Below are 23,061 nucleotides of genomic sequence, written 5' to 3' on the forward strand. Positions count from 1 at the left end.
TTAGGCCATCCATTGTGTCGCATAACGATCCTCTTAATAATAATACCATATGCTTCTGTAATCCTCCGGGTTCTCGCCTCTTTTGATCAGCCTCTGAAGGTATCGGTGAATGGAGACATCCGTGTAGATGTAGGGCAACACCCTGGCTATGTTCTTCTCCCAGGGAAGGAAGGAGTATACCCTTCGCCCCTCAGAGGTAATGCCAATCAGCTCATGATTCTGCCAGGCCCGAAGGTGGTCCTTGCCCAGCCCCGGGACATTGAATACCGGCTCATCGGTGCGGAATATGCCCGGAAGCAGCCTTGCCTCTTCCTTGCGCTCCTGCAGGATGCGAGCTATGGGAACAGCATAGTCCTCCATCTCCGTCTTGCCCTTCATATTAAAGGTATAATAGGGGTCCACTCCGATCTGTTTCAAGATAATCCTCAGAGACGACGTCTCAAATTTGCGGCTGTTGGCAAAGGTGAAGACCTGCTGGTTATAGATCTCAATTCCCGTCTTCTTCACCCTTATTATCGCGGCCAGCGTCTCTGGTGTCACCTCATAGGGATGCATGAAATGAGTCACCAGGCAGAGGTTTCTCCTTCCAAGCTCCTGGTAGCTGCCCAAGATCTCGCAGAGCTCTTCGGTGAGCCTCTGGGGGACAGTAGCTGGCGTCCTGCTGGCCACTCTTATGCTCTTCAGGTGAGGGATCTGGGAGAGCCTGTTCAGGATCCTGTCGATCAACGAGTCATCCATCACCAGGGGGTCTCCACCGGTTAGAAGGACATCCATCATCTCTTCATGCTCATAAAACCAATCTATTGCCGCCTCGATCTTCTCCATTGGAGCGAGGGCGGAGGCCATGAGAGGAGAAGAGATCTCCCAGTTGCGCTGGCAGTAGACGCAGATCTGCGGGCAAGACTCATAGGGCTTAACAATGGCCACCCGGGGGTAGCGTCGGGTTATCAGATCTATGGGAGAAGTGTCCCTCTCCCTCATGAAGTCGAAGGCCCACTTCTTGTCCTTTCTGTGGGCGATCATATTCTCCACATAGCTGAGCGGAGGAAAGACCTGCCTGCGAACAGCATAATCCATGTCAGAGGGCTCTTTGTCCATTAGATGGAGATAATGGGGAGTAACGCCGAAAGGCACATGGTTCTCCAGGGCCAGTCTGATGGATGCTTCATGCTCTTCGTCTAATTTTATTGCTCTTTTGATTGTTTCTAATCCCTGAATATCTTTAAAAACATGCCGAAATTGCCATCGCCAATCCTGCCAATCATCCTCGTTGGAGTTGAGGATATCCAGGATCCTCCTTCTATTCTCATCTCGCTTTTCGATAATGCCCGGATCGAGGCCCGATTTATACCTTGACAGGTATCTGTCCATTCGCTCTCCCATTTGGTCCAGGTAATCGGAGCGCATCACTCCTGCGGTCCGGCCCTCAAATTCATCGAAATTCGGTATGTCTATTCCTTCCATCAATCGGGAAGGATATACATCCGCCTTCATTTTCAGCGCTTTAAAGAAATGGGCGAACTCATCGATGAAGTCGTCACCAACGTCAGAATCACCATCGGTGGCCGCCTTCCAGAGGTTTTCCAGGGAAGAGGTGCCGGAGATGCGTTCATTTTTCGGAGATATTACATTCTTGAGTGTTCGTATGGCTTCTTTGAAAAGAACGTAATCCCATGTCTCGATCTCACTTACATCGCATGCATAAGTCCATTCTCTGGCCTCGATGTATCGAGCCACCTTATTGCGGGCGCTTTCTAACGATTTGCTCTCCTTGAGCAGCACATACAGCTCTGGTGCTGCGTCCCAGCATGTATCCCATCTCGCAGTCATGTCATGTGTTCTTCTTGCCGCATTTTACTTTAATTTTTCTTAGATATGGAGTCTTTAAGAAAGCATCATATTTATATAAAAATTCATATGCAATGCCCGACCAAGGCCAAGAAGATCAAGTAAAGATCACATTTTTGGGCTCCTCGCTATCTAGAATGGGTGAACTTGAATCGCAAAAACTCTATGTCTCAGTGCCTCTATGGTAAACCGCGATGCTCTAACCCAACCACAGAGACACAGAGGAACAGAGGCTATAATCTCTGCCCGGACCTCACCCACATAATTCAGCGAAGAGCCCATTTTTGCAGCCCGGAGTCATTCGCTCCCGATGTGGTTAATGAATATTTTCATTTATGCTCAAAAGGGGAATGATCAAAAGATGAATTATCGAGAGACGAATGATCTATAGATGATCTCTGAAGGCCAGTATCAGGAAACCTGGCTATTTCGATGCTCTCCGAAGCTATTCTTATTCCTTCTGATCTCTGTATCTCCTCCAGGATTCTTCTGCTGATTTTGGTTCTTAAGATCCTTCTCTGCCTGGCTGGAGCCACATATCTTGCCGTCAATTCGATCCAGTTGTCAGTGAGCTTAAAGAAGATCCCCGGATCGGTTGAGCTTTTTAAGATGTAATACTTTCTTTGCATATGGGATATCTCCTCTTCAGCGTACTCTTTCATCATATGCGTCTCCTGGATGACGATATCCATGATCAATGATTCAGCAGCTCTCCAATCGCTGTCATAGCTTATTGGGAGGGTTATCTCATCCCACACAAAGCTAAAGTCTTTAGTATAATTATTCACAGCATTGGATAATACCAGAAAGTTGGGCAGAGAGGAGAGCCTGCCGGTATGCTGATCTGAGGAAACCCATTCGCTCATCTCCATGATGGTGGTATGGAGCAAATTGATATCTATTACATCCCCTTTCTTTCCTGCTACCTCTATCCTATCTCCAACTTTATAGATGCTATTGAACATGATCACCAGCCCACCCACTAGGTTCTTTGCCACATCCTGAATGGAGATGGTAAATGCGGCTGCCACCAGGCCGAATCCTAGCAGCAGAGTTCTTATATCTTCCACCCAAATAATCCAAATAATAATAAAATTAATTAATAAATATATGGAATAGAGCATCTTTGAGAAATAATATCTTTTATCGGTGGAGGTGAAATTTTTGATGATACGATCTTCCAGAAGTACTCGGAATACGATATAGATCATCAAAATCGCTATGATAGTGATGATTGTGCGGTTGATATAGCTACTCTGATAAATAAATGTAGTAAGCCACAGCACAAATGCGAAGACCGCCAGGGATGCGGGGATAAACCAGCTTCGAGCCATGAGGATATCGTCCTTGACTATTTTAAGAGGATCAAAGTATATATCAGTATCATCTCTATCCTCATCCAGTCTATTCCTTCCTATACCTCTCTAATCCGACCAGGTCTCGGGCAAGAACATCAGTACCACGGGAAGGATCTCCAGCCGGCCGATGTACATACAAAACGTGGCCAGAACCTTTCCGGATTCGGATATAGCATTGAAATCCATTGCCACCACCCCGAATCCCGGACCCACAACACCAAGACAGCATGCTGCTGCGGAAATAGCAGATAAGGAACCAAACTGGGGGTTTGATGCCTCGGTGATGGAAAAGGCAACGGCTGCAAGGATGAAGATCATTACATACAGCTGAATAAAAAGAATAACGGACTTGACTGTATTCTCCTTGACCACCTTATCTGCCATCCTTATGGTGATAACTGCCTTTGGGTGGAGGCTTCGGATCAGCTCAGCGTGCACATATTTCAGGACTATCAGCACCCTTCCCACCTTCATTCCTCCTCCTGTCGATCCTGTGCATCCACCAATTATCATCAATAGCATCAGGACGAGCTTTGCTGCCAGGGACCAGGAGTCATAATTGAAGTTGTTCACAAAGCCGGTGGTGGTCATAGTGGTGATCACCTGAAATACGGATGAGCGAAGGGCATCGAAGAAGCCTCCCGGTATTTGCCCGAAGATCATCAATATAATAATCGAAATAAACACTATTATGATATAGAACCTGAACTCTGCATCTCTGATCAGATAATTTAAATTTTTCTTTAGTATAATCTGATGATATATGATGAAATTGGTTCCTCCGAGCAAGAGAAAGATGCAGATGATGGCCTCCACCAGAATGCTATTGTATTCCGCAATACTGTAGGCCCTTGGGGAAAAACCTGCAGTTGAAATGCTTGAAAATGATGTGCATAGGGAGTCATAGACCGGGAGGCCTGCTGCCACTAGCAGCAGAGCTTCCATTCCTGTCAATCCAAGATAAATCCCCCAGAAGGCTTTAGCCGTGCTCTTAACCCTGGGTGTCAGCGCCTCTTTCATAAGGCCCAGGCCCTCAACGGAATAAAGCTCTCTTCCTGCCACGCCCAGATTGGGAAGAATGGCGATGAACAGCAGGATTATACCCATACCGCCCAGGAACTGGGAGAAAGATCTCCAGAATAGAAGGCCGAAGTAGGTTTCCTTTATAGTGAGAAGATCGATAAAATTCAGTGTCAGGCCGAAATCGAGCTCGATTATCCCTATAGGGGACCAGTGGATAAGCTGATGTGTGGTTCTCTCTACGAGTGCATAGGCCAGGCTGCTATGCACTGCCTCCTTGCTTAGAGTCCAATAGTGCTGTGAATCATACTCGCTGAGGATGGTAGCTCCCGTTGTAGTAAAACCGGACATCGATTCAAAGAATGCATCGACCAGCCCCAATCCCAGCAGCAAGTAGGGAAGAGCTCCGATCAGCCCTGCCATGAGCCAGCCGAATGAGACGGCAGCAAATGCATCCTTACGTCCCATATCGGATTTCTCCCCAAAATGCTTCAGGATCAGGCCGACGATAATTGCCAGAAGAGAGCTGATGCCAAAGGCCACCACCCCCAGGGGCTCCTTGTAGATGGCGGAGACGATTCCTGGTATGAGCATAAGTGTACCCAGCAGCATAGCCAGCATGCCCAGGATCCTCAGGATGATCCTTATCTTCATTATGTCGAGAGATCGGTTAAGGATGTTAATAACAATTGCCATATCCGTCTGATATAACAAAGGAGAAGAGAAGGAGACCGTATAAGAATTCCTGATCTTGGATTATTTTTTTAAAGGATTGCAACCATAGCGCGGAAAGGCCTTTCATCGGGCAAGGTCTTTTCTAATTGGATATATAAAAAAGATTTTAAAATTCAATTTACTTAGGCTCTTCTCAGAGCTATGAAGGCTACAGCCAGGAATCCTAAGGCGGCAAGCGCTGCTGCAAATCCTGGTACCTTTTCTGCTGCTTCCTCTGCCTTCTGGGCAGCCTCATCTACCTTTTCTGCTGCTTGGCTAGCTTCTTCGGCTTTCTGCTCGACCTTCTCTGCTGCTTTAGTTATGTTTTCTGCTGCAGTGGTGTTGGCGGTCAGATTCTCCACATGCTCAGCGGCAGATTTGAGATCTGCTGTTGCGTTCTCCGTTAGCTGTGCCGCTATTTCCACCTGTTTTGCAGACTCTTCCACTTGCATAGCTGCCTCAGCAACTTTGTCAGTCTCCTCTGCGCTTGCAGTTGTAACTGCAACCAACAGCATTAATGCTGCTGCTAAGATCACCACAACATTCTTCATGCTTTTGCCTCAGTGTTTTGCGCGAAACCACGAAGACGGTTGTATATATATCTAATGAATGATGTATGCTCAAAGTTTGGACTGGAGTTATTTTTATTAGATAAATATATTTTATTGTGGGCTTTTATGTTAAATTTTCTTGGTAGAAGCAGGTGGAAACAAGGCATTTATTTTGCCAGAAAACCTTAGGCTCATGGGAATGCCATCCAATAGAGTTTATTTTTAATTTTTATATACATATAGATTAATCTCAGCCTGCTCGCTGCGTCAAAGAGAGGATGGGCCATATTCCTGAGAAGGACAGACTGAGGATAAGAATAAGGATGAGAATAAAACCAGCCTTGAGGAAATGGGGATTAATGCGCAAAAAAGACATCCTGCGCATATCTTGATACCCTCGTGCATATACTGCTCACATTTGAACATCGCGAAAGCAAGAGGATCGGATCTTCCTTTATGGAGATGGAATGATATGATGCAAAAGTGATGGAATTTGCTTATGCAACAGGGTGATGGATATTGTTTACGGAACAGAGAGATGGAGATTAGTGATGCAGCAGAGTGACGGAACAGGTTGATGGAGCTAGGGCTCTGGCAATGGAAATCAGCCTTTTGAGCAGATAGGGCCGAATCGCCGATCACTCAATCCAGGAGGAGATTTGGGCCGGTCGGCCTCTCTTATTATGATTTCAATCATAATTCCTGGCAAATTCCTCATCTGACATGGTGAAAAGGATGATAGCATCATATATGCTAAGAGCGAGTGTTATGGCAAATCCGATTGCCGTCAGGCTAATCAGGATATATATTATTCCCATCTTTATGCTTCCAAGATAGAACTTATGCGCTCCAGCTATCCCCAAAAACAGGGCAAGCAATGCGGCAGTGATTCTGCTTCGTCCCTCATTGGCCGGGCGGGGGAGATGCTTTATCCGCAGGCCGCAAATGGGGCATATCTTGGCCGCATTATCGATGCAGGATTTGCATTCAGGACAAATCATTGCAGTCTTGACAAGAATCTTCTCTCCTCCGGCATTCTCTCCATCTTCAGAGCCACCAATATTCTCGCTGTCTTCATTCAAGGCCACAACCTCATCTGCACGGATGATCTGATTTCTCCTTCTCCGCCTAAATATGTTGCTGCTGGACAAGCCGCTGTACTGGCTCCATTATTTCAGCGAAAGCATCATTTATTATCATTCATCGATGAGATCATTTAAGAGCATCCAATATCATTTGAGGTAGTTTGCAGGAGATTGATGAATGAAGTGGCGCACGGGCAGAAAGAGCGAGAATATTGAGGATCGCAGATCCTCTGGAATTTCTGGCAAGGCTGCAGGGGGCATCGGAGGTCTTGGGATTTTGTTGCTCCTTCTCATATCCATGTTTTTAGGAGTGGATCCCGGTCAGATCATCCAGGGAATAGACTCAACCGGAGCCTCAAGTCAGGGGTCACAGATGTCGACGGAGGAGCAGAACGAGAGTGCTGAGTTCGTATCTCTAGTCCTGGGCGATACAGAAGCTACCTGGAGCGATATCTTTGCCGAGGACCTGGGCCGAACCTACATAGAACCAAAGCTGGTTCTATTTTCCGGCGGTGTGCAGTCTGCTTGCGGACAGGCTAGCTCTCAGGTGGGGCCATTTTACTGTCCCAGCGACCAGAAGGTCTATCTCGATCTTGAATTTTTAAAAGAACTCCAGGATAGACTGGGAGCTACAGGAGACTTTGCTCAGGCCTATGTCATATCTCATGAGGTCGGCCACCATGTTCAGACCCTCACTGGCACCCTGCAATACGTGGATACGATGAATAAGAGGGTGAGCCAGAAGGAGGCCAATGAGCTATCGGTAGCCTTGGAACTCCAGGCTGACTGTTATGCCGGTGTTTGGGCCAATCGCGCATCCCAGCAGGACCTCATTCTTGAGCCAGGGGATATCGAAGAGGGCCTCAACGCCGCCAGCGCCGTAGGAGACGACCGCCTGCAGAAGCAGTCACAGGGATATGTGGTGCCTGACTCCTTCACCCATGGCACATCTGCCCAGCGGGTGGCATCCTTCAGAAAAGGACTTGAGTCTGGGGATTTATTTGCATGTGACAGCTCTCTGCTTCCGCCGGTAAAATAAGAGCATGAGGAGAGATCAAAATAAGAGAGGGATGAAATTCGAGCCCTCCTGATTTCTTTTTTTCTTTTGTCTTAAGGCCTCTGTTCCTCTGCGCCTCTGCTGTTGGGTCAGAGCATCGCGTTTCACCACTAAGGCGAAGAGATACAGAGATTTTGCGATTCAGGTTCACCCATGCTAAATGGCGAGGAGCCGTTCCATAAGCCAAGCTGCCGTGAGCTACAGAGAACGGACCTGCAGTGCTGGGGCGCAGGGGTAGAGAGGGCTCCGGTCTTCAGGCCGGAGATGAATCGTACCCCGCCCTAAGCTATGAACCTTAATATACTATAACAGCGTAGAACTGTACATGCTTAAGGCTTGCAAGTTCAGGCTTTATCCCACAAAGTCTCAGATAACCAAGATGGAGCGAACGCCGAACTTGTGCCGATGGACATACAACCAGACTCTAGCATACAGAAAGAACGCCTGGGAGAATGAAGGCAAATCAGTTTCCAAATATGAAACGAACGCTCTTCTTCCTGGTTGGAAAGAGGATAAACCCGAACTGAGAGACGTATATGCTCAGACCCTTCAGAATGTTCAGGAGCGGGTAGATCTAGCCTTTAAAGCCTTTTTCAGAAGGGTTAAGGCGGGAGAAGAACCCGGATATCCCAGATTCCGAGGGAAGGGTTGGTACGATTCATTTACTTATCCACAACCTGAGAAGGGCGGCAATCTTGTTAACGGCATGGTACGTCTTCCCAAGATAGGCGATATCAAGATCAAGCTCCATCGCCAGATAGAAGGCAAGATCAAACGGCTGACCGTCAGAAGGACAGCCACAGGCAAATGGTTTGCATGCTTCTCCGTCGAAACGGAAGATGTTCCTCTCCCCCCCTGGAAAGATGGGGCTGTAGTAGGTATTGATGTCGGCCTTGAGAGCTTCGCCACCTTTTCCAATGGTGAGACGATAGCTAATCCTCGATTCTTCCGAGAAGAAGAACACGAGTTAGCTAGAGCCCAAAGGAAACTCTCTAAGGCTCCTAAAGGAACTCCAGATCGCAAGAAAGCTCTTAAGGTTGTTGAGCGAGTCCATGAGCGGATAGCTAACAAGCGATATGAGTTTGCCCATCAGGTTAGTCATAACTTGGTAGATAGATTTGGTCTAATATCTTTTGAAGATCTTAACATCAAAGGCATGGTTCATAATCATTGCCTGGCTAAAAGCATCTCAGACGTAGCTTGGAACATGCTAGTGACTTTAACCTCTTACAAGGCTGCAAGTGCCGGTTCGGTGGTGGTCCTGGTAGATCCAAGGAATACGTCTAAGATGTGTTCCAGGTGTGGTACTCTCATTGAAAAGTCGCTGTCCGATAGAGTCCATAACTGCACTCAGTGCGGGCTGTCGATGGACCGGGATTGGAACGCAGCGATAAATATTCTCAGATTGGGATTGCAATCTGTCGGCACAGGAAGCCGTGGAAGCCCCGCTCTTTAGGGCGGGGAGCAGTCACTTTACCGCTTCTGCGTACTTGCTGGAAAACTCATCGCACTGATCTATTATTCTGGACGTGGCCTCTTTCAGAGCAATAATGGGATCGGCCCCATTGGTTACGAGGCGGAAGACGGGGTTGTCCATTACCGGAAACTTTGTGTCATATGTTGCCATGAGGACTCTCTTGTCCTTCAACAGCTCCGTTCGGAGCAAGTTGAGAATGGTATGACCCTCTCCCACGAACTCAATGACTGCCTCATTCTCGGTCTTGGATATTATCTTCAGGTTCATCTACACTACCCCCAGCCCATAGGCGGAGCTCATCTTTCGCGTCTCGTTGTTGCCGCAATTGGGGCAGATGAGCTTTCCCTCCTTTCGCATCAAGCCGGTAAGACAGCGGTTGCAGTAAGCCTTTATCACTCCCAGATCCTCGTCTCCAGTCGAGAGCCTCATCTGCCGCTCATCGACGATCTTTGCCTTGAGGATGTCGCGCATGGAAAAGAGCGAGCGCAGATCCTTGACATAAGAGTTCTTCACATTGGATATGTGAATGGTGGCCTCCTCATCTGAGATTGGCCGGTCCTCGTAGCCTTTCTTGAAGGCCAGGGATACTATCACCAGGCTGTCTTTGAGATCGATTACCTCGCCCACTACTATATCGCCGTGGTTAAGCTTGACTGGGGCGTTGGTCTTGGGTATGACACTGGCAGACCTGGTCTTGGGATCGACCTTAACCAGGCCGGCAGTGGTGGCAAATATCATTCCTTCCCTGGCATAGGTGTAGTCTCCAGGAACGAACTCCTCCAAAGATCCCACCGTATCGCCGGGAAGCACAAAGCTATCTTCCATCATTTATTCCTCTGTAAATTCAATATACGGCTCGAGAATCGCCGCATCATTTCCGTCTCTTTTTTCATCGCTATGGCTCAATTAGAAATTACTAGTATCTAAAGCCTGGTATAAAGGCTTGGTCTCAAAAGCTTGGCTCCTCTAGGAATGCTGGCAGGTTATTCTGTATAGCTCAACCTCAATGACCTTGATGTCCTTGCTGTGAAACTCGAAGCATCTCTTCAAAGGAAATGGGATGCAATAGACCTCCTGCACCACATTGGGAAATATATATTTTTTAATGAAATCATGGCTTCCCCGGTTGTGCAGAGTATAAATATTCCGAGCGATCCTCTGAGCAGTGGAGAGGAAAGCGCGATCTCCCTCGCTGGCCTTCTGAGCTCCAAAGGGGGGATTCATGATCACTGTATCTATGCCTTCAAGCTCCAGCTTTCTCACGTCCGCCCGGATGAAGTCTACATGCACGCCCAGATTTTCTGCATTTTTTCTCGCCGTGGCCAGGGCATCTTTATCGATCTCCACTCCTACCGCCCTTGCACCCATGAGCGCCGCGCCGATGGCAAGAACGCCCGTCCCACATCCCAGGTCGCATACCGTACCCAGATCATTGCGCAGAGCAGCTAAGAAGAGAATCTCCGCCGCCACTGAGGCGGGCGTTGCATACTGCTCTCTAATAAATGAGGGCTCGGAAAAGCCCTCCAGTCGTTCCAGGGTCATCTCAAGCTGCTTCTTTTTCATCTCGATAGAGGATTCCCGCTCAGCCTATATCAAATATAGCACCGCCTCAACCGCCAAGAGAATGATCACCAGCACGCTCATGGCCTTGATCAGCATTACCGCCTTTTCCTGGCTGAATAGACCGCTGCCATAGCTGGAGGTTGATTCCTTAAACTCCGGTACTGCCTCGCGAAAGTCTGGACCAGAATCCTCAAGCCCTCTCTCCGGCCACTCCCCCCCCTGCATTCCGCCAAGATCATGGCGGTTTAGCTCTTCTATCAGCCCAGTATCTATGACCCCCTCGATCTTTTCGATATCATCCTCTGGCTTCTCCAGGTGGTCAAAGCCCTTGGCTCCATAAAATTGTGCCTGCCTCCAGGAATTAAAGCCAATTGGATTTTCTTTCTTGCAGGGAGTACTAGCCATGACAGGAACAAGCCAGCTGTCTTCTGGATGCATTATCTCTGAGACATATAGCTCAGAGGGCTCCACGGTGCCGTCAGTCAAAATCATGTTCCTGGCCCGCGCCCCATCCTCTGAGATCTCCAGATCCGGCAGCCCATCGAAATCCTCTTCCAGATCGGACTCGATCAGTTCATCCATCCCATCGATGATATCTGGCTGTATCCTCTTCTCACTGGAAATCAGATTCAGCGATTCATCCCAGGTGAGAACCTCCCGGGTATCATCTATCAGCTCCAGCAGGCTGTTGGCCATGGCCCCAGCGATTAGCAGTAACGCATCTTTCTCCGGACCGAAGCCCAACTCATTGCGGCGCGGCCCCTCCTCGCTGGCAGTGTCATCCCCTACCATCTGCCCTTCCAGTATCGCTGCTGCCTCGATCAATCTGCGGGCATCTCTCTCTTTTGGATCCTTTTCCAGAGATGAAAGGTGCTTTCCAGAGTGGCGCAGGTCCCCCGCAGCTGCGTGGAGCTTAGCTATCGGATCTTCAGTCTTTCTCTCAGCAGTCATGCTTGCCTTGAGGTTCTCCAGAGCGGAGACGAAGCTGGTGTCGACAATCGTGGCATTGCATTCCCTGGCACCTGCCAGCAGATGCTCGATTGAGCTGCTGACTGCCTTTGCCAATCGCCAGGGCTCGTCTCCCAGCAGGCCTATCGACCTTGCCTCTCTCATCCCGGATACGGCCTTCGCCAGACCTCTGATTCCGGCCTTTTTAGTCTCAGCTGCATTCTCTGCAGCCATATCCAGCGATGACAGAGCCTTCTGTGCAATTTCCACTGCCTCCTGGTCAGAGGTGTATCCGGATATCCTGGCAAGATAGGACCGACATTTAGCAATCTCTGACTTTGTTTTTATATCCGCCTGCATCTTGGGAAGAGAGGAAGCTAGCTCTAGGAAGCGATCTGATGCCCGGCCGAAATTCTTGGATGCCTCTTGCCTTTGCAGGCGGCCTGAGCCCAGACCCAGGTCCTCATTATCCTCTGCCTCTTCCAAAGAGCCCTTTGCCAGGGTGCTGTAAGCCGCGGCCAGTGAGGACAGAGCATTCTGATAACCAGGTTGGGCATTGCGGCTTATGAGATGGATGGCCTTTTCCAAAGATTCGCGAGCAGAAGATGCATCTCCCTTCTCTAGCTGCATCCGTCCCATATTAGAGAGGACGATCCCCTTGCTTTGGGTCTGGCCATACTCTTCGAACAGGTCGAGGCTCTGGCTGAAGTAGCTCTTAGCGCTATCCCAGTCGTATCTGTCGCTGGCAATCCGTCCCATCCTATCCATAATCCAGGCAGCGCTCTTCTTGTCGCCGAGCCTCTGGAAATCCTCGAGGCTTTTCTCAAAGTATCGAGTTGCCAGATCCCTCTCTCCCATGTCCGCATAGATCCTTCCAAGGCTCCCAGTCATCTGGGCAATGCCGAGATCATCACCCTGTTCCTCAAAGGTCTTCAGACTGCGGTAGCAGTACTCTATGGCCCGATCCCAATCCCGGTTCTGACGGTAGGCAGATCCCAGGTTTCCCAGGACATGGGCAAGGCCTAGGAGATCCTCTGATTTTTCAAAGCAACAAGCGGATTTTTTGTAGTAGAAGGCTGCTCGGGCCAAATCTCCCTGGCGGGCATAGGCTTGACCGAGATTGTTTTGAAGAACCGGCCTCAAAACCGGATCGCTGCAGAGAGATAAGGCCCGGTTATAAGCGCTTATGGCAAGGGAATATAATCCGGTGCTGCGACAGATATCGCCCAGCCGCTTGATCTCGTAGATATCCTCAAGGCAGCCGGAAAGCTGGCGACAGATATCCTCATCGATCTCGCCATTCTTGGCGCTTTCCAGCAGCTTGGCGGTCAGCTCCGGGCAACTCCCCTCGATAGCCTTGCTGCTGATCTTTTGCAGGCCATCCCCTCCCTTGGAAAACGATTCATAGATCTCCTGGAGAACGACTAATTGATCCATGGATTATAAGATAACTTATATCTTTATATAGTTTTTGAATAGATCAAATTTTGCCATTTCTATTGACTGATTTTAAGACTACTGATTAATTGGAAAAATTTGATAAATTGAGTAATTATTTCAGCCAAATCTGACTAGTATTATTAAGATAGTAATAATTGGTGCCTCCCTTTGAAAATCCAGAATCGAAAAAAATTTTCCTCCAAATCAAGGATTATCATCCGAAATCCTTTTGAAGAAGCCTTTTATACCTTGATCCAGGAGCAATTTTGGAGATCGGCTAGAATGGAGTTTACAGCGCAGGAAAGGTATGAATTTAAGCGTCTTCTTGACGGCCTCCGGAGCAAGAAGGGCAGGGGCACAGAGCTCATTTCCCTGTATATCCCTCCTGATAAGCAGATATCTGATGTTACCAGTCAGTTGCGGGAGGAATACGGGCAAGCATCCAATATAAAGTCGAGAGTGACAAGGCTTAGCGTCCAGGGCTCCCTCGAGTCAGCCATGTCCAGGCTCAAGCTCATACCAAAACCTCCGGAGAATGGCGTCGTCCTATTTATCGGTAGCGTGGACATAGGGGCCAATCGCACAGAGCTCTTCAGCGCAGCTTTAGAGCCGCCTGATCCCATAGTAACCTACAGATATCACTGCGACTCCTCCTTTTATCTCGAGCCTTTGGAGGAGATGCTGGCAGACAAGAGGACCTTTGGTCTCATCGTCCTGGACAGGCGCGAGGCTGCAATTGGCCTATTGAAAGGGAAATATATCGAGTCCCTCAAGACCCTGACATCTACCGTTCCAGGCAAGCAGAGAAAGGGCGGCCAGTCCAGCCACAGGTTCCAGCAGCTTCGTCTGATTGCCATTCACGATTTCTATAAAAGAATAGGTGAGTCGGCCAATGACGCATTTCTGCCCATTGATCCCAAGGACCTTGAAGGAATCCTGATCGGTGGGCCTTCTCCCACCAAAGAGGAGTTTGTGGAAGGAGGCTTTCTGCACCATGAGCTGCAGCGAAAGGTCCTGGCGGCGTTGGATGTCTCCTACACCGATGAGTCAGGTCTGTATGAGCTGGTGGATACTGCTCAAGAGCAGCTCGCGGACCTGGAGGTCACCCAGGATAAAGAGATAATGCGCCGGTTCATGAAGGAGCTGGTATCAGATAAAGGCCTGGCGGCATACGGGGAAAAGGAGGTCCGCCACAACCTGGAGCTTGGGGCGGTTGATGTTCTTCTCCTATCCGAGGACCTCAGAAAGACCAGGGCCAAGATCGTTTGCACCAATCGCAGTTGCGACTATACCGACAGCCAGACCAGGAGTGGCTCATCTGAGCCGGTAGGAACCTGCTTGAAATGCTCCAGCCCGCTGACCATTGAGGAAGAGGTGGATATAGTGTCCGACCTGTCCAAGCTGGCAGAGCTGAGCGGGGCAGAGGTCAAGATCATCTCTACTGAATTTGAGGAAGGAGCACAGCTCTTCCGGGCCTTTGGCGGCATAGCTGCTATCCTCAGATACAAGACCAGCCACATATAGGGGCGATGAGAACGATCGAGGTCACAGTCTATTCAGCCGTTCAGCTTACGGAAAGGGTTGATAGGGTAGTCTTGGCGATTGAGAACATCTTTCCCGGTCTGATAATGGACATTCGCACCGATCGTATCGACGCTTATGATGGCCCTCAATCCTTGAGAAGATTGCATCGCCTCCTGAGAAGCCAGGAGATTCTGGATGCTGCCAGGTCTGTTTTAGAGCGAGGCCGAAGCTGCAATATAATCCATTTTCAGCTCAGCAAGCAGGCAGCCTATATGGGAATGGTGAGCTTTCCCCCTCAAGAGGAGTCCCTGGGTTCATTGCATATCCAGATTCAGGCCACAGATCCAGAGAGGGTCATCGACTGGCTGGCACCTGTCACGGAGAATGGAGTGGCAGTCGAGGAGATCGATTTATTCGAAGGCACATCGGATAGTGCATCAAATAGCAGCGCAATAGATAGCCCGTTAGATGGCGCATCAAATGGTGCGATGGAGGAGGATGTTTAGCTTTTCGTCCAGCAAGCTGGTGGACCGGCCCTTTGACTGGGCCTACCAGCTGGAGGATCTGGGATATAGCGGCTGGGAGATAGTCAACGAAGGAAGACAGAGGTTGACTGAGGGAAATCTCCCCGAGGCCAGGAAGATCGTAGAGACGACAGGACTGGTCATAACCATTCACCTGCCCTACTCGGACCTGAATTTAGCCTCAGTCAACCAGCCCATATGGGAGGAGACGGTGCGACAGATGAAGACCTGCCTGGACCTGGCAAGCGATTTTGCCCGCCTGGCGGTGGTTCATCCCGGCCACTTCTCTCCCCTGGGAATGCATATGCCAGACGCTGCCTGGCTGCAGAACATAAAGGGAATCCAGGAGATCTGCGATCATGCCTCGAATCTGGACATGAGAGTGGCAGTCGAGAATATGGTGAACATGCCTGCAATCCTGGGGAGGCGCCCGGAGGAGATCGAAGGCATAATTGAGACTGTGGACCGGGATAACCTCGGATTCATCTTCGATGTGGGACATGCCAATACCAATGGAAATGTAGAGGATTTTTTGAGGCTTAAGGATATGATGATCCACATCCATGCCCATGACAACCATGGGGAGAGAGACGAGCATCTGCCGGTGGGAAATGGCACTGTACCCTGGAAGAAGGTGCTGGCTGCTCTGAACGGCTACAGTGGCCGGATAGTAACCGAATCGCGCTCTTTGGAAGAGGGCCAGAGATCGGTCAAGAGGCTCAAAAGGCTGCTGGATGATACCCGGAAATGATATCTTCTTTAGGAATAAGAGACTGGGATTATGTCCGGACCGTCCACATTTGAGAACATCTCTGAGGGATTGCTCAGAAGCTTCGATGACAAAGACCGGGCTCGCGAGGAGGCTCTGTCCCTCTCCCGGAGGGTGATACGCCTGTGCTCTTCATCAATCAGATCGATGCACAGAAACGAATTTCCCGCGGCAAAGAGGCTGGTCGATGAGGCAGCAGAAGAGCTGGAGAAGATCCGGGAGCTTTTAGGGAACCATCAGGATGTACGCTATGCAGGCTTTGTGGACGGAGCAGAGCAGGAGTACGCCGAGGCCATCTCCGTCTACTCCATCATCACCAGAAATGAGATCCTCACCCCGGCTGAGGTGGGTGTGGAATTGGCGAACTATCTGGCGGGTTTGGGCGACGTGTGCGGTGAGCTTCGCCGTCATATTCTGGACCTCATTCGCTCCGGCAGGGCAAAAGATGGCGAATACTTCCTGGAGGTCATGGAAGAGATCTATTATCTGCTGATGCTATTCGACTATCCGGATGCTATAACCAGGGGTCTGCGGAGGAAGAGCGATCTTGCCAGGTCCATGCTGGAAAGGACCCGAGGGGACCTCACCAATGCCCTGGAGATATCCAGAATGGAATCATTATTTCTTAAAACAAAATAAACTCAAAAAGCCTTAAATCAATAGATCATGGAGTTTAAGTCATGAAGTTCGATCCCAATCAGATCCGGGAGGCGGCCCGGAAGGATTTCGATAAGACCTGGCAGGAAGGAAGAGAGTACCTTGGCCGGCCATCCTTGAATGAGAGATATCCGCGAAATAGCTATTCCTTCGGCTCAGTTCATCCTATCTTCGATACCGTTCAGAAGCTACGAGAGGCCTATATTCGCCTCGGCTTCAATGAGGCCATGAATCCGGTGATGGTCGAGGCCCAGGATGTCTACCGCCAGTTCGGCTCCGAGGCTCTTGCCGTTCTGGACAGGTGCTTTTATCTCGCCGGCCTTCCCCGGCCGGACATCGGCATATCGGACGAGAGGATCGCCCAGATAAACGCCCTCCTGGGTCGGGAGCTCTCGGCAGAGGAGGTGGAGGCGCTCCGTCAGATCCTCCATTCCTACAAAAAGGGGAAGGTTGAGGGCGACGACCTGGTGGGAGAGATCGCTCATGCCCTTTCTGCTCACGATGCTCTGATAGGCACTGTCCTGGAGAAGGTGTTTCCGGAGTTCAAAGGACTGAAAGCAGAGGCCACCAGTCGCACCTTGAGAAGCCATATGACAAGTGGCTGGTTTCTGTCCCTCTCCAACCTCCATTACCGCCAGAGGCTGCCCATCAGACTCTTCTCTGTGGACCGATGCTTCCGCCGGGAGCAGGCGGAGGATGCCGCCCGCCTGATGAGCTACTATTCGGCCAGCTGTGTGATCATGGATGAGGATGTATCCATAGAAGATGGGAAGGCGGTTGCAGACGGCCTCCTCAGCCAGTTCGGTTTCCAGAAGTTCCAGTTCCGACCGGATGACAAGAGGAGCAAGTACTACGTTCCCGGAACTCAGATCGAGGTCTATGCTTATCATCCGGGACTGGTCGGCTCGGCCACCAAGTACAGCAGCGGCTGGGTTGAGGTGGCTACATTCGGCATCTACTCGCCCACTGCCCTGTCCCAATATGATATCCCCTATCCGGTCATGAACCTGGGGCTGGGAGTGGAGCGGATCGCCATGATTCTGCATAACTCTCAGGATGTGAGAGCTCTCTCCTACCCCCAGTTCCAGGCCAATTGGGAGCTCACTGCCCGGGAGATGGCCCAGATGATCGCTGTTGAAATGACCCCCAGCACGCCAGAGGGGCAGGCGATAGCCGAATCTGTGATCGGGGTGTGCCTTGAGCATGGTGATGCCGCCTCTCCCTGCGAGTTTCCTGCCTGGGAGGGAGAGCTCTTCGGAAGGCATATTCAGGTCTGGGTGGTCGAGCCGGAGGAGAACACCAAGCTCTGCGGCCCGGCTGCCCTCAATGAGATCGTGGTCCATAAGCAGAACGTCATGGGCATCCCCCGCACCTCCCGCTGGGAGGAGGCGTTCAATGAGGGAGTGAGCACAGGCATTCGATTCATCGATTCCTTTGCTGCTCTTTCTGCCTATGAGATCGAGGCGGCGGCAATGAAAGGCAATGAGTCTGAGACCAGAGCGAGGATTGTGAGAAGCCCGGCGGATATAAACATCAAGATTCACCCAGCTCTCGAGAGGTACATCACCAGCTACAAGCACAAGATCGACCTGAGGGGACCGGTCTTCACCACGGTGAAGAGCAAGCTGCTCTGACCGGATGGATTGCGGGAATTTTGAGAGGAAATAAAGGGGAATTGAGAGGAGCATGAAGGACGCATCATCCAATTCCGCTGCCAAGAAGGCGGCAGGTGAGGCAGCGGCAGAGCTGGTCAGGAACGGTATGGTGGTTGGCCTGGGCACGGGCTCCACTGTGGCCTGGACGATAAAGAGGCTGGGAGAGAGGGTCAGAGAGGAGGATCTGGACTTTTGTGGCGTTCCCACCTCTTTTCAGGCCGAACAGCTGGCCATAGAATCAAATATAAGGCTCACCAGCTTAAACCAGCATCCAGTTCTTGATCTGGCCATCGACGGGGCAGACCAGGTGGACATAAACCTGATGGTGATCAAGGGCGGCGGAGCGGCGCATACCCGGGAGAAGGTGGTATCCTGCTCGGCCAAGTGGTTCGTGATCGTTGCCGATCAGTCCAAGTTTGTAGAAAGACTAACCTGGCCGGTGCCTGTGGAGGTGATTCCCATCGCCTTTAGGCTAACAGGAAGGAGGCTGGAGGAACTGGGAGGCAAGCCGGTGCTGCGACAGGGATTGAGGAAGGACGGGCCGGTGATCACCGATAACGGGAATTTCGTTATGGACGTGGACTTCGGGACCATCGAGGATCCCAGGTCTCTTGCGGCCAAGATCAGCCTCATTCCTGGAGTGGTGGAGCACGGCATATTCGATAACTTGGATGAGCTTTATCTCGCCCGGGCGGGAGGTATGGAAAGAATTAAAAGAGCTCTTCGCTGAATTATGTGGGTGAGTTCAAGCAGAGCTTTTCTCATAAGAAAGACCTGCGTATCATCAAGCTGAACGGTAATTTCGCTTGCTATCGCAGCAGCAACCGACTTCTTGTGAATATCCAGTCCACCACCTTTATCTAACTCTTTAGCCATAACTGATGCTGTCCTGATATGGGCAGATGACACAATCCCTCGTGGGACAAATTTTCCATTCGCGTTCAAGACGCATGCTTGTCTACGAGAGGTAAACATGGTTAGTTTGTGGGTTGGAATCAGAGTTCCAATGAGGCAGCAGCCTTCACTGCCCATATCAAGCATAACAGGGATACCAGGCTTATCACAGTTTTCATCCTGCTTGTATGATCCCTGTCCTGAGGATCATTCGAGTTTGTGGAAAGCCGCTATGCTCTGACCCAACCTCAGAGGCACAGAGGAATAAAAGGCAATATTCTCTGCCTGAACTCACTCAGATAATTCAGCGAAGAGCTGGAATAGATCTGCAATACGAAGAGACTAATTTTATAGCATTACTGATTGTGTCATAGCAATAGATCCTCAACCTCCCCAGCCATCAGACCGGCTGATATTGCCCGCCCTGGAATTGACAGCCGACCGGCAGCCAGAATTCGTTGCCTGTCGCAGCGGAACCGGTCTGAAGGGGAGAATGCTGAGTAGAATGAGGCAAGCCTTTTGACCCTGGACAGAGAACGATGAAAAACGGTGGGAAAAGGTTTTGTTCGACGGTCTTGGAGAGCATAAAGAGGTGCGACTAAAATGACGGAAACTGAAAACGAGAAGGCTGCGCCCAGAGTCAAGAGGCTGGAGGACCTGGTGGCATACCAGGACGGCTCCGTGGTCAGCCGGGAGATAATCCACAAGAGCACGGGAACGGCTACCATCTTCGCCTTCGACATCGGCCAGGGGCTGAGCGAGCATACTGCCCCCTTTGACGCCCTGGTGAACATCGTCGATGGTGAGGTTGAGATCACAATATCGGGAAAAGCCTATAGACTGGCAAAAGGAGACTGCATAATCCTGCCTGCGGGCGAGCCCCATGCCCTCAAGGCAATCAGCAGATTCAAGATGCTGTTGGTGATGATCAGATCCTGAGAAGCAATATCATAAGGTAATGCAATGAGCCTCAAAGTTACTCTCCTTGGCACCGGCGTTGGCATCCCCCAGCCCGGCCGCTCTCAGGCAGCGATATTGATAGAGAATGATCTGCCTCTGCTCCTCGATTGCGGTGCGGGCACCCTCTTGCGCCTGGATCAAGTGGGAGCAGGCCCAGAAGCGATTGACACTGTAGTGCTCAGCCATCTTCACCTGGACCATGTCCACGATCTTCTCGCCCTGGCCAATGGGCGCTACCTATCCGGCCTTCAGGGATTATCGATCTTCGGCCCCGCGGGCACGAGAGAATGGTTCGAGAGCCTCCAGGCCGCCTATCCAAACCTGGAGAGGATGGAGTCTCATGTGCAGGAGCTCAAGGCCATGGACTCCTTCTCCATCAAGGGCTTTGACATCTTTGCCGAGGAGGCGCTCCACAGCGTTACTGCTCTCGCCTATCGCCTGGAAGCGGAGGAGAGGGTGATCGTCTATTCCGGTGACACCGAGCCCTCTGCCCGGGTGGCAGCTTTAGCCGATGGCTCAGATCTGCTCATTCACGAGTGTTCGTTTCCCGAGCCCTTCGATGTCACCAACCATACCACTCCATTGAAGCTGGGAAATATGCTCAGCAATCATGATCTGAAAAGGGTGGTCCTCACCCATCTATATCCCCAGGCAGAGGGGCATGAGGACGAGATGGCTCAGCAGGTGATAGAGCTATCTGGAGCGCCCACCATTGTGGGATGGGATATGATGATCATGGAGATCTGATGGAAATGGAGAACCAATGATAAAAGCAATAGCAGTCGATATCGACGGCACCCTGACCGATATGAACCGGGTGCTTTGTCCGGAATCCCTGCTGGCCATAAAAAGGCTGTTTGTGCCTGTGATTTTGAGCACAGGAAACACCCATTGCTTCTCCAGAACGGTCTCCGTTATCCTGGGCACCCCACGCATATTCATCGCTGAGAACGGAGGAGTTCTGTCCTACTCCGAGGATGAGCTGGAGATCCTGGCAGATCAGCAGGTCTGCGAGGATGCTTTTTTGAGGCTGTCGGAGGAGTTCATCCTGAAAAAGTACGACTCCTCCCGGCACAAGTACCGCTTCACCGATGTCATCCTGGAGAGGAACTTCGACCTGGGAGCGCTGGTCAGGCGTGCGGATGAGCTCGGCCTGCCAGTGGATATCGTGGACACTGCCTTTGCGGTGCACATCAAGGATCGAAGGGTGAACAAGGGAACAGGCCTGACCAGAATTGCCCAGCATTTGAATCTGGACCCGATGGATTTTGCTGCCATTGGAGACAGCATGAGCGACCGGCCCATGTTCGAGGTGGCGGGCTTTCGGGCCTCCGTGGGCAATGGCCGCCCGGGGCTGAAGGAGATCTCCGACTATGTGGCCAAAAAGGATTTTGGCGCGGGGTTCGCCGAGATTGTAGATTATATGATAGAAGAGGAAATGCTCTCAGACAGCCTTTAGCCATCCTTTTTTGGCGGAGCCTTTCCGGACTCCTCCATCCTGGCCAAGAGCCTCGCCCAGTTGTTCTCGCAGATGATCCACCACTCCAGTGTCTCCTTGGCAAAGAGGCGGGCGGCGGGGCAGAAGGCGTCCACCGCCAGATTGTAAGGCAGCTGGGCCAGAGGGGGATGAAGAGGATACTTGCGGCAGGTTAGGGGTCTGATCTCATAGATCTTGCAGCCTCTTTTGGCATGATCATAAAACGGGCAGGGCTGCTTGAGAATCCAGCCGTCCAGAGCTCTGTCAAATCTGGAAAGCCTTTCTAGCTTCCTCTTCCCGATCTTCGCAGCGATCCGGTCGAAATCCTCCTTTTCGAGCAGCAGTCCCGCTCCCGGGGTAAAGCAGCACAGGCCACACTGCTGGCAACGAAACCGCTCCCAGAAAAGCTCGACCCCCTGGTTTGAGCCCTCCTCACCATCTCTGGCCGGCAGGGGGAGGGAGATGTCAAAGGGCACCTTCTCTCCCCGATCTATCTGGCGGAACTGCTCTGCCTTTTTCAACACCGACCAGTGGGCGCGATTCCGCAGCAGTTCTTTATGGCGTTCCTGTCTCTTATCCTCAATGCATGAGCTGCGACAGAGCTGGTGGCAGAGCCTGCGAACCTGGTCTATCCGATCGCTGGGTTTTTTCATCTCTGATCTTCCAGTCCCTCTCTGTTTTTTCTGCTATTAATACCGTCTTGGATACTTTCGCCCCGCGCGGCTTGCCTTTATCTTTCTCCAGATGGATGGCGTTACCATCCTGTGATTGATAATCCAGATTTTGGTGATATAGATGTCCAAGAATCCAGAGATTGCCCGGCTTGCATCCGGCCTTGCCGCCTATCAGGATGCCATTCGATCTGCCAATGAGGATCTGATCAAGCTCTCCCAGAGGTTTGGGAGGATGATGCCCCGGCTGCAGAAGCTCGATTCCTCCTCCATCCTCCTGTGGCTGGGCTTGTACAACAAGATCAAGGATGCGGCAAAGAGGACGGAAGATGAGGCCTCAGATCTGCTGAATAGCGATCTCGCCACTGCCAACCCCGTTCTGCAGCTGCAGGTCAATTATTACCAGGCCCAAAGCCAGAGGCTCTATGCCAAGATGGAGATAATGGATGATGTTCTGAACGGCATGATGGAGGACCTTCTGGAGAATGGAGAGTTCGAGCAGACACAGAAAGAAGAGATGAGAGTCGCATTGGAGGGGACCATGAAAAAGAGTCTCAACCGCTCAGATGCAGCTTCGGTATCGGCCTGATATGATTCAGGCCAGTGCTATATTTGGCACTTCGCTGAATTATCTGGGTGAGTTCAGGCAGAGAATATGGCCTCTGTTCCTCTGTGCCTCTGTGGTTGGGTCAAAGAATAGTGGCTTTCCACAGAGGTGAAAAGATACAGAGAATTTCCGCTTCAAGTCCACCCATGCCAAATAGCGAGGAGCCCTATATTTTATGAGTGTGCTATAATTTATTGTGGAACTAATAAGAAAGTAAATTAATTTAAATTAGTAGTATGATTAATTCTGGCTGCGCGATGTT

The 23,061-nt window shown here is 50.7% G+C and carries 23 protein-coding genes; 13 read left to right on the plus strand and 10 right to left on the minus strand.

Translation table 11 applies throughout. The annotated features are described in order from the left end of the window. Nucleotides 1–33: 33 nt before the first annotated feature. The 5 genes from MCON_RS13180 to MCON_RS13200 form a co-directional block, all read right to left on the minus strand. The gene (locus MCON_RS13180) at nucleotides 34–1,830 is read right to left on the minus strand and encodes a KamA family radical SAM protein (protein WP_048132522.1); all 1,797 of its coding nucleotides are present in this window, start codon (nucleotides 1,828–1,830) and stop codon (nucleotides 34–36) included. Nucleotides 1,831–2,177: 347 nt separating this feature from the next. Further along, nucleotides 2,178–2,918: a mechanosensitive ion channel family protein gene (locus MCON_RS13185; protein WP_232844292.1), complete on the minus strand. Its 741-nt coding sequence runs from the start codon at nucleotides 2,916–2,918 to the stop codon at nucleotides 2,178–2,180. Nucleotides 2,919–3,272: 354 nt separating this feature from the next. Next, the gene (locus tag MCON_RS13190; protein ID WP_013720441.1) at nucleotides 3,273–4,880 is read right to left on the minus strand and encodes a TrkH family potassium uptake protein; all 1,608 of its coding nucleotides are present in this window, start codon (nucleotides 4,878–4,880) and stop codon (nucleotides 3,273–3,275) included. A 203-nt stretch (nucleotides 4,881–5,083) separates the two neighbouring features. Beyond that, the gene (locus MCON_RS13195) at nucleotides 5,084–5,491 is read right to left on the minus strand and encodes a hypothetical protein (protein ID WP_013720442.1); all 408 of its coding nucleotides are present in this window, start codon (nucleotides 5,489–5,491) and stop codon (nucleotides 5,084–5,086) included. 689 nt (nucleotides 5,492–6,180) lie between these two features. Then, complete coding sequence (locus MCON_RS13200) at nucleotides 6,181–6,573, minus strand: TM2 domain-containing protein (protein WP_202795804.1); 393 nt, start codon at nucleotides 6,571–6,573, stop codon at nucleotides 6,181–6,183. Nucleotides 6,574–6,754: 181 nt separating this feature from the next. On the opposite strand from MCON_RS13200, the gene ypfJ reads away from it, so the two are divergent. The 3 genes from ypfJ to MCON_RS13210 all read left to right on the plus strand — a co-directional run bounded on the left by ypfJ (nucleotide 6,755) and on the right by MCON_RS13210 (nucleotide 9,089). Continuing rightward, complete coding sequence (ypfJ, locus tag MCON_RS13205) at nucleotides 6,755–7,615, plus strand: KPN_02809 family neutral zinc metallopeptidase (protein ID WP_013720444.1); 861 nt, start codon at nucleotides 6,755–6,757, stop codon at nucleotides 7,613–7,615. A 171-nt stretch (nucleotides 7,616–7,786) separates the two neighbouring features. Beyond that, on the plus strand, nucleotides 7,787–7,918 hold the full coding sequence (locus tag MCON_RS16980) for a hypothetical protein (protein WP_269798816.1): 132 nt from the start codon (nucleotides 7,787–7,789) through the stop codon (nucleotides 7,916–7,918). Between the two features lie 40 nt (nucleotides 7,919–7,958). Continuing rightward, the gene (locus MCON_RS13210; RefSeq protein WP_013720445.1) at nucleotides 7,959–9,089 is read left to right on the plus strand and encodes an RNA-guided endonuclease InsQ/TnpB family protein; all 1,131 of its coding nucleotides are present in this window, start codon (nucleotides 7,959–7,961) and stop codon (nucleotides 9,087–9,089) included. Between the two features lie 12 nt (nucleotides 9,090–9,101). Here the strand turns inward: MCON_RS13210 and MCON_RS13215 are convergent, their stop codons facing one another. From MCON_RS13215 to MCON_RS13230, 4 genes are all read right to left on the minus strand, one after another. Further along, nucleotides 9,102–9,377 (minus strand): DNA-directed RNA polymerase subunit L, encoded by a 276-nt coding sequence (locus MCON_RS13215; protein WP_013720446.1) that lies wholly within the window; start codon nucleotides 9,375–9,377, stop codon nucleotides 9,102–9,104. Next, nucleotides 9,378–9,938 carry an exosome complex RNA-binding protein Csl4 gene (locus MCON_RS13220; protein ID WP_013720447.1) on the minus strand — a complete coding sequence of 187 codons (561 nt, stop codon included), beginning with the start codon at nucleotides 9,936–9,938 and terminating at the stop codon, nucleotides 9,378–9,380. It lies immediately after the preceding gene. 138 nt (nucleotides 9,939–10,076) lie between these two features. Next, nucleotides 10,077–10,673 carry an METTL5 family protein gene (locus MCON_RS13225; RefSeq protein ID WP_013720448.1) on the minus strand — a complete coding sequence of 199 codons (597 nt, stop codon included), beginning with the start codon at nucleotides 10,671–10,673 and terminating at the stop codon, nucleotides 10,077–10,079. Between the two features lie 24 nt (nucleotides 10,674–10,697). Beyond that, a complete protein-coding gene (locus MCON_RS13230; protein WP_013720449.1) occupies nucleotides 10,698–13,058 on the minus strand; it encodes a tetratricopeptide repeat protein in 2,361 nt (786 codons plus the stop codon). Nucleotides 13,059–13,343: 285 nt separating this feature from the next. On the opposite strand from MCON_RS13230, the gene prf1 reads away from it, so the two are divergent. The 9 genes from prf1 (at nucleotide 13,344) to MCON_RS13275 (ending at nucleotide 21,503) form a co-directional block, all read left to right on the plus strand. Continuing rightward, nucleotides 13,344–14,585, plus strand: a complete 1,242-nt coding sequence (gene prf1, locus MCON_RS13235; protein WP_013720450.1) for a peptide chain release factor aRF-1 — start codon at nucleotides 13,344–13,346, stop codon at nucleotides 14,583–14,585. A 5-nt stretch (nucleotides 14,586–14,590) separates the two neighbouring features. Continuing rightward, a complete protein-coding gene (locus MCON_RS13240) occupies nucleotides 14,591–15,091 on the plus strand; it encodes an RNA-binding domain-containing protein (protein ID WP_013720451.1) in 501 nt (166 codons plus the stop codon). Beyond that, nucleotides 15,084–15,860, plus strand: a complete 777-nt coding sequence (locus MCON_RS13245) for a sugar phosphate isomerase/epimerase family protein (protein ID WP_013720452.1) — start codon at nucleotides 15,084–15,086, stop codon at nucleotides 15,858–15,860. The genes MCON_RS13240 and MCON_RS13245 overlap by 8 nt, the downstream gene beginning before the upstream one ends. Before the next feature lie 30 nt (nucleotides 15,861–15,890). Next, nucleotides 15,891–16,517: a translin family protein gene (locus MCON_RS13250; RefSeq protein ID WP_013720453.1), complete on the plus strand. Its 627-nt coding sequence runs from the start codon at nucleotides 15,891–15,893 to the stop codon at nucleotides 16,515–16,517. A 41-nt stretch (nucleotides 16,518–16,558) separates the two neighbouring features. Then, on the plus strand, nucleotides 16,559–18,169 hold the full coding sequence (gene sepS / locus MCON_RS13255; protein WP_013720454.1) for an O-phosphoserine--tRNA ligase: 1,611 nt from the start codon (nucleotides 16,559–16,561) through the stop codon (nucleotides 18,167–18,169). Nucleotides 18,170–18,221: 52 nt separating this feature from the next. Then, the gene (gene rpiA / locus MCON_RS13260) at nucleotides 18,222–18,920 is read left to right on the plus strand and encodes a ribose-5-phosphate isomerase RpiA (RefSeq protein ID WP_013720455.1); all 699 of its coding nucleotides are present in this window, start codon (nucleotides 18,222–18,224) and stop codon (nucleotides 18,918–18,920) included. Between the two features lie 767 nt (nucleotides 18,921–19,687). Next, nucleotides 19,688–20,023 carry a cupin domain-containing protein gene (locus tag MCON_RS13265; protein WP_013720456.1) on the plus strand — a complete coding sequence of 112 codons (336 nt, stop codon included), beginning with the start codon at nucleotides 19,688–19,690 and terminating at the stop codon, nucleotides 20,021–20,023. Between the two features lie 24 nt (nucleotides 20,024–20,047). Next, complete coding sequence (locus MCON_RS13270) at nucleotides 20,048–20,791, plus strand: MBL fold metallo-hydrolase (protein WP_013720457.1); 744 nt, start codon at nucleotides 20,048–20,050, stop codon at nucleotides 20,789–20,791. A gap of 16 nt (nucleotides 20,792–20,807) precedes the next feature. After that, nucleotides 20,808–21,503, plus strand: a complete 696-nt coding sequence (locus tag MCON_RS13275; RefSeq protein ID WP_013720458.1) for a phosphoglycolate phosphatase — start codon at nucleotides 20,808–20,810, stop codon at nucleotides 21,501–21,503. Here the strand turns inward: MCON_RS13275 and MCON_RS13280 are convergent. Beyond that, a complete protein-coding gene (locus MCON_RS13280) occupies nucleotides 21,500–22,174 on the minus strand; it encodes a YkgJ family cysteine cluster protein (RefSeq protein WP_013720459.1) in 675 nt (224 codons plus the stop codon). The genes MCON_RS13275 and MCON_RS13280 overlap by 4 nt on opposite strands. A gap of 142 nt (nucleotides 22,175–22,316) precedes the next feature. On the opposite strand from MCON_RS13280, the gene MCON_RS13285 reads away from it, so the two are divergent. Next, nucleotides 22,317–22,781: a hypothetical protein gene (locus MCON_RS13285; protein ID WP_013720460.1), complete on the plus strand. Its 465-nt coding sequence runs from the start codon at nucleotides 22,317–22,319 to the stop codon at nucleotides 22,779–22,781. Nucleotides 22,782–23,061: the final 280 nt, after the last annotated feature.

It is taken from the genome of Methanothrix soehngenii GP6, assembly GCF_000204415.1.
GTDB classification, from domain to species: Archaea; Halobacteriota; Methanosarcinia; order Methanotrichales; family Methanotrichaceae; genus Methanothrix; species Methanothrix soehngenii.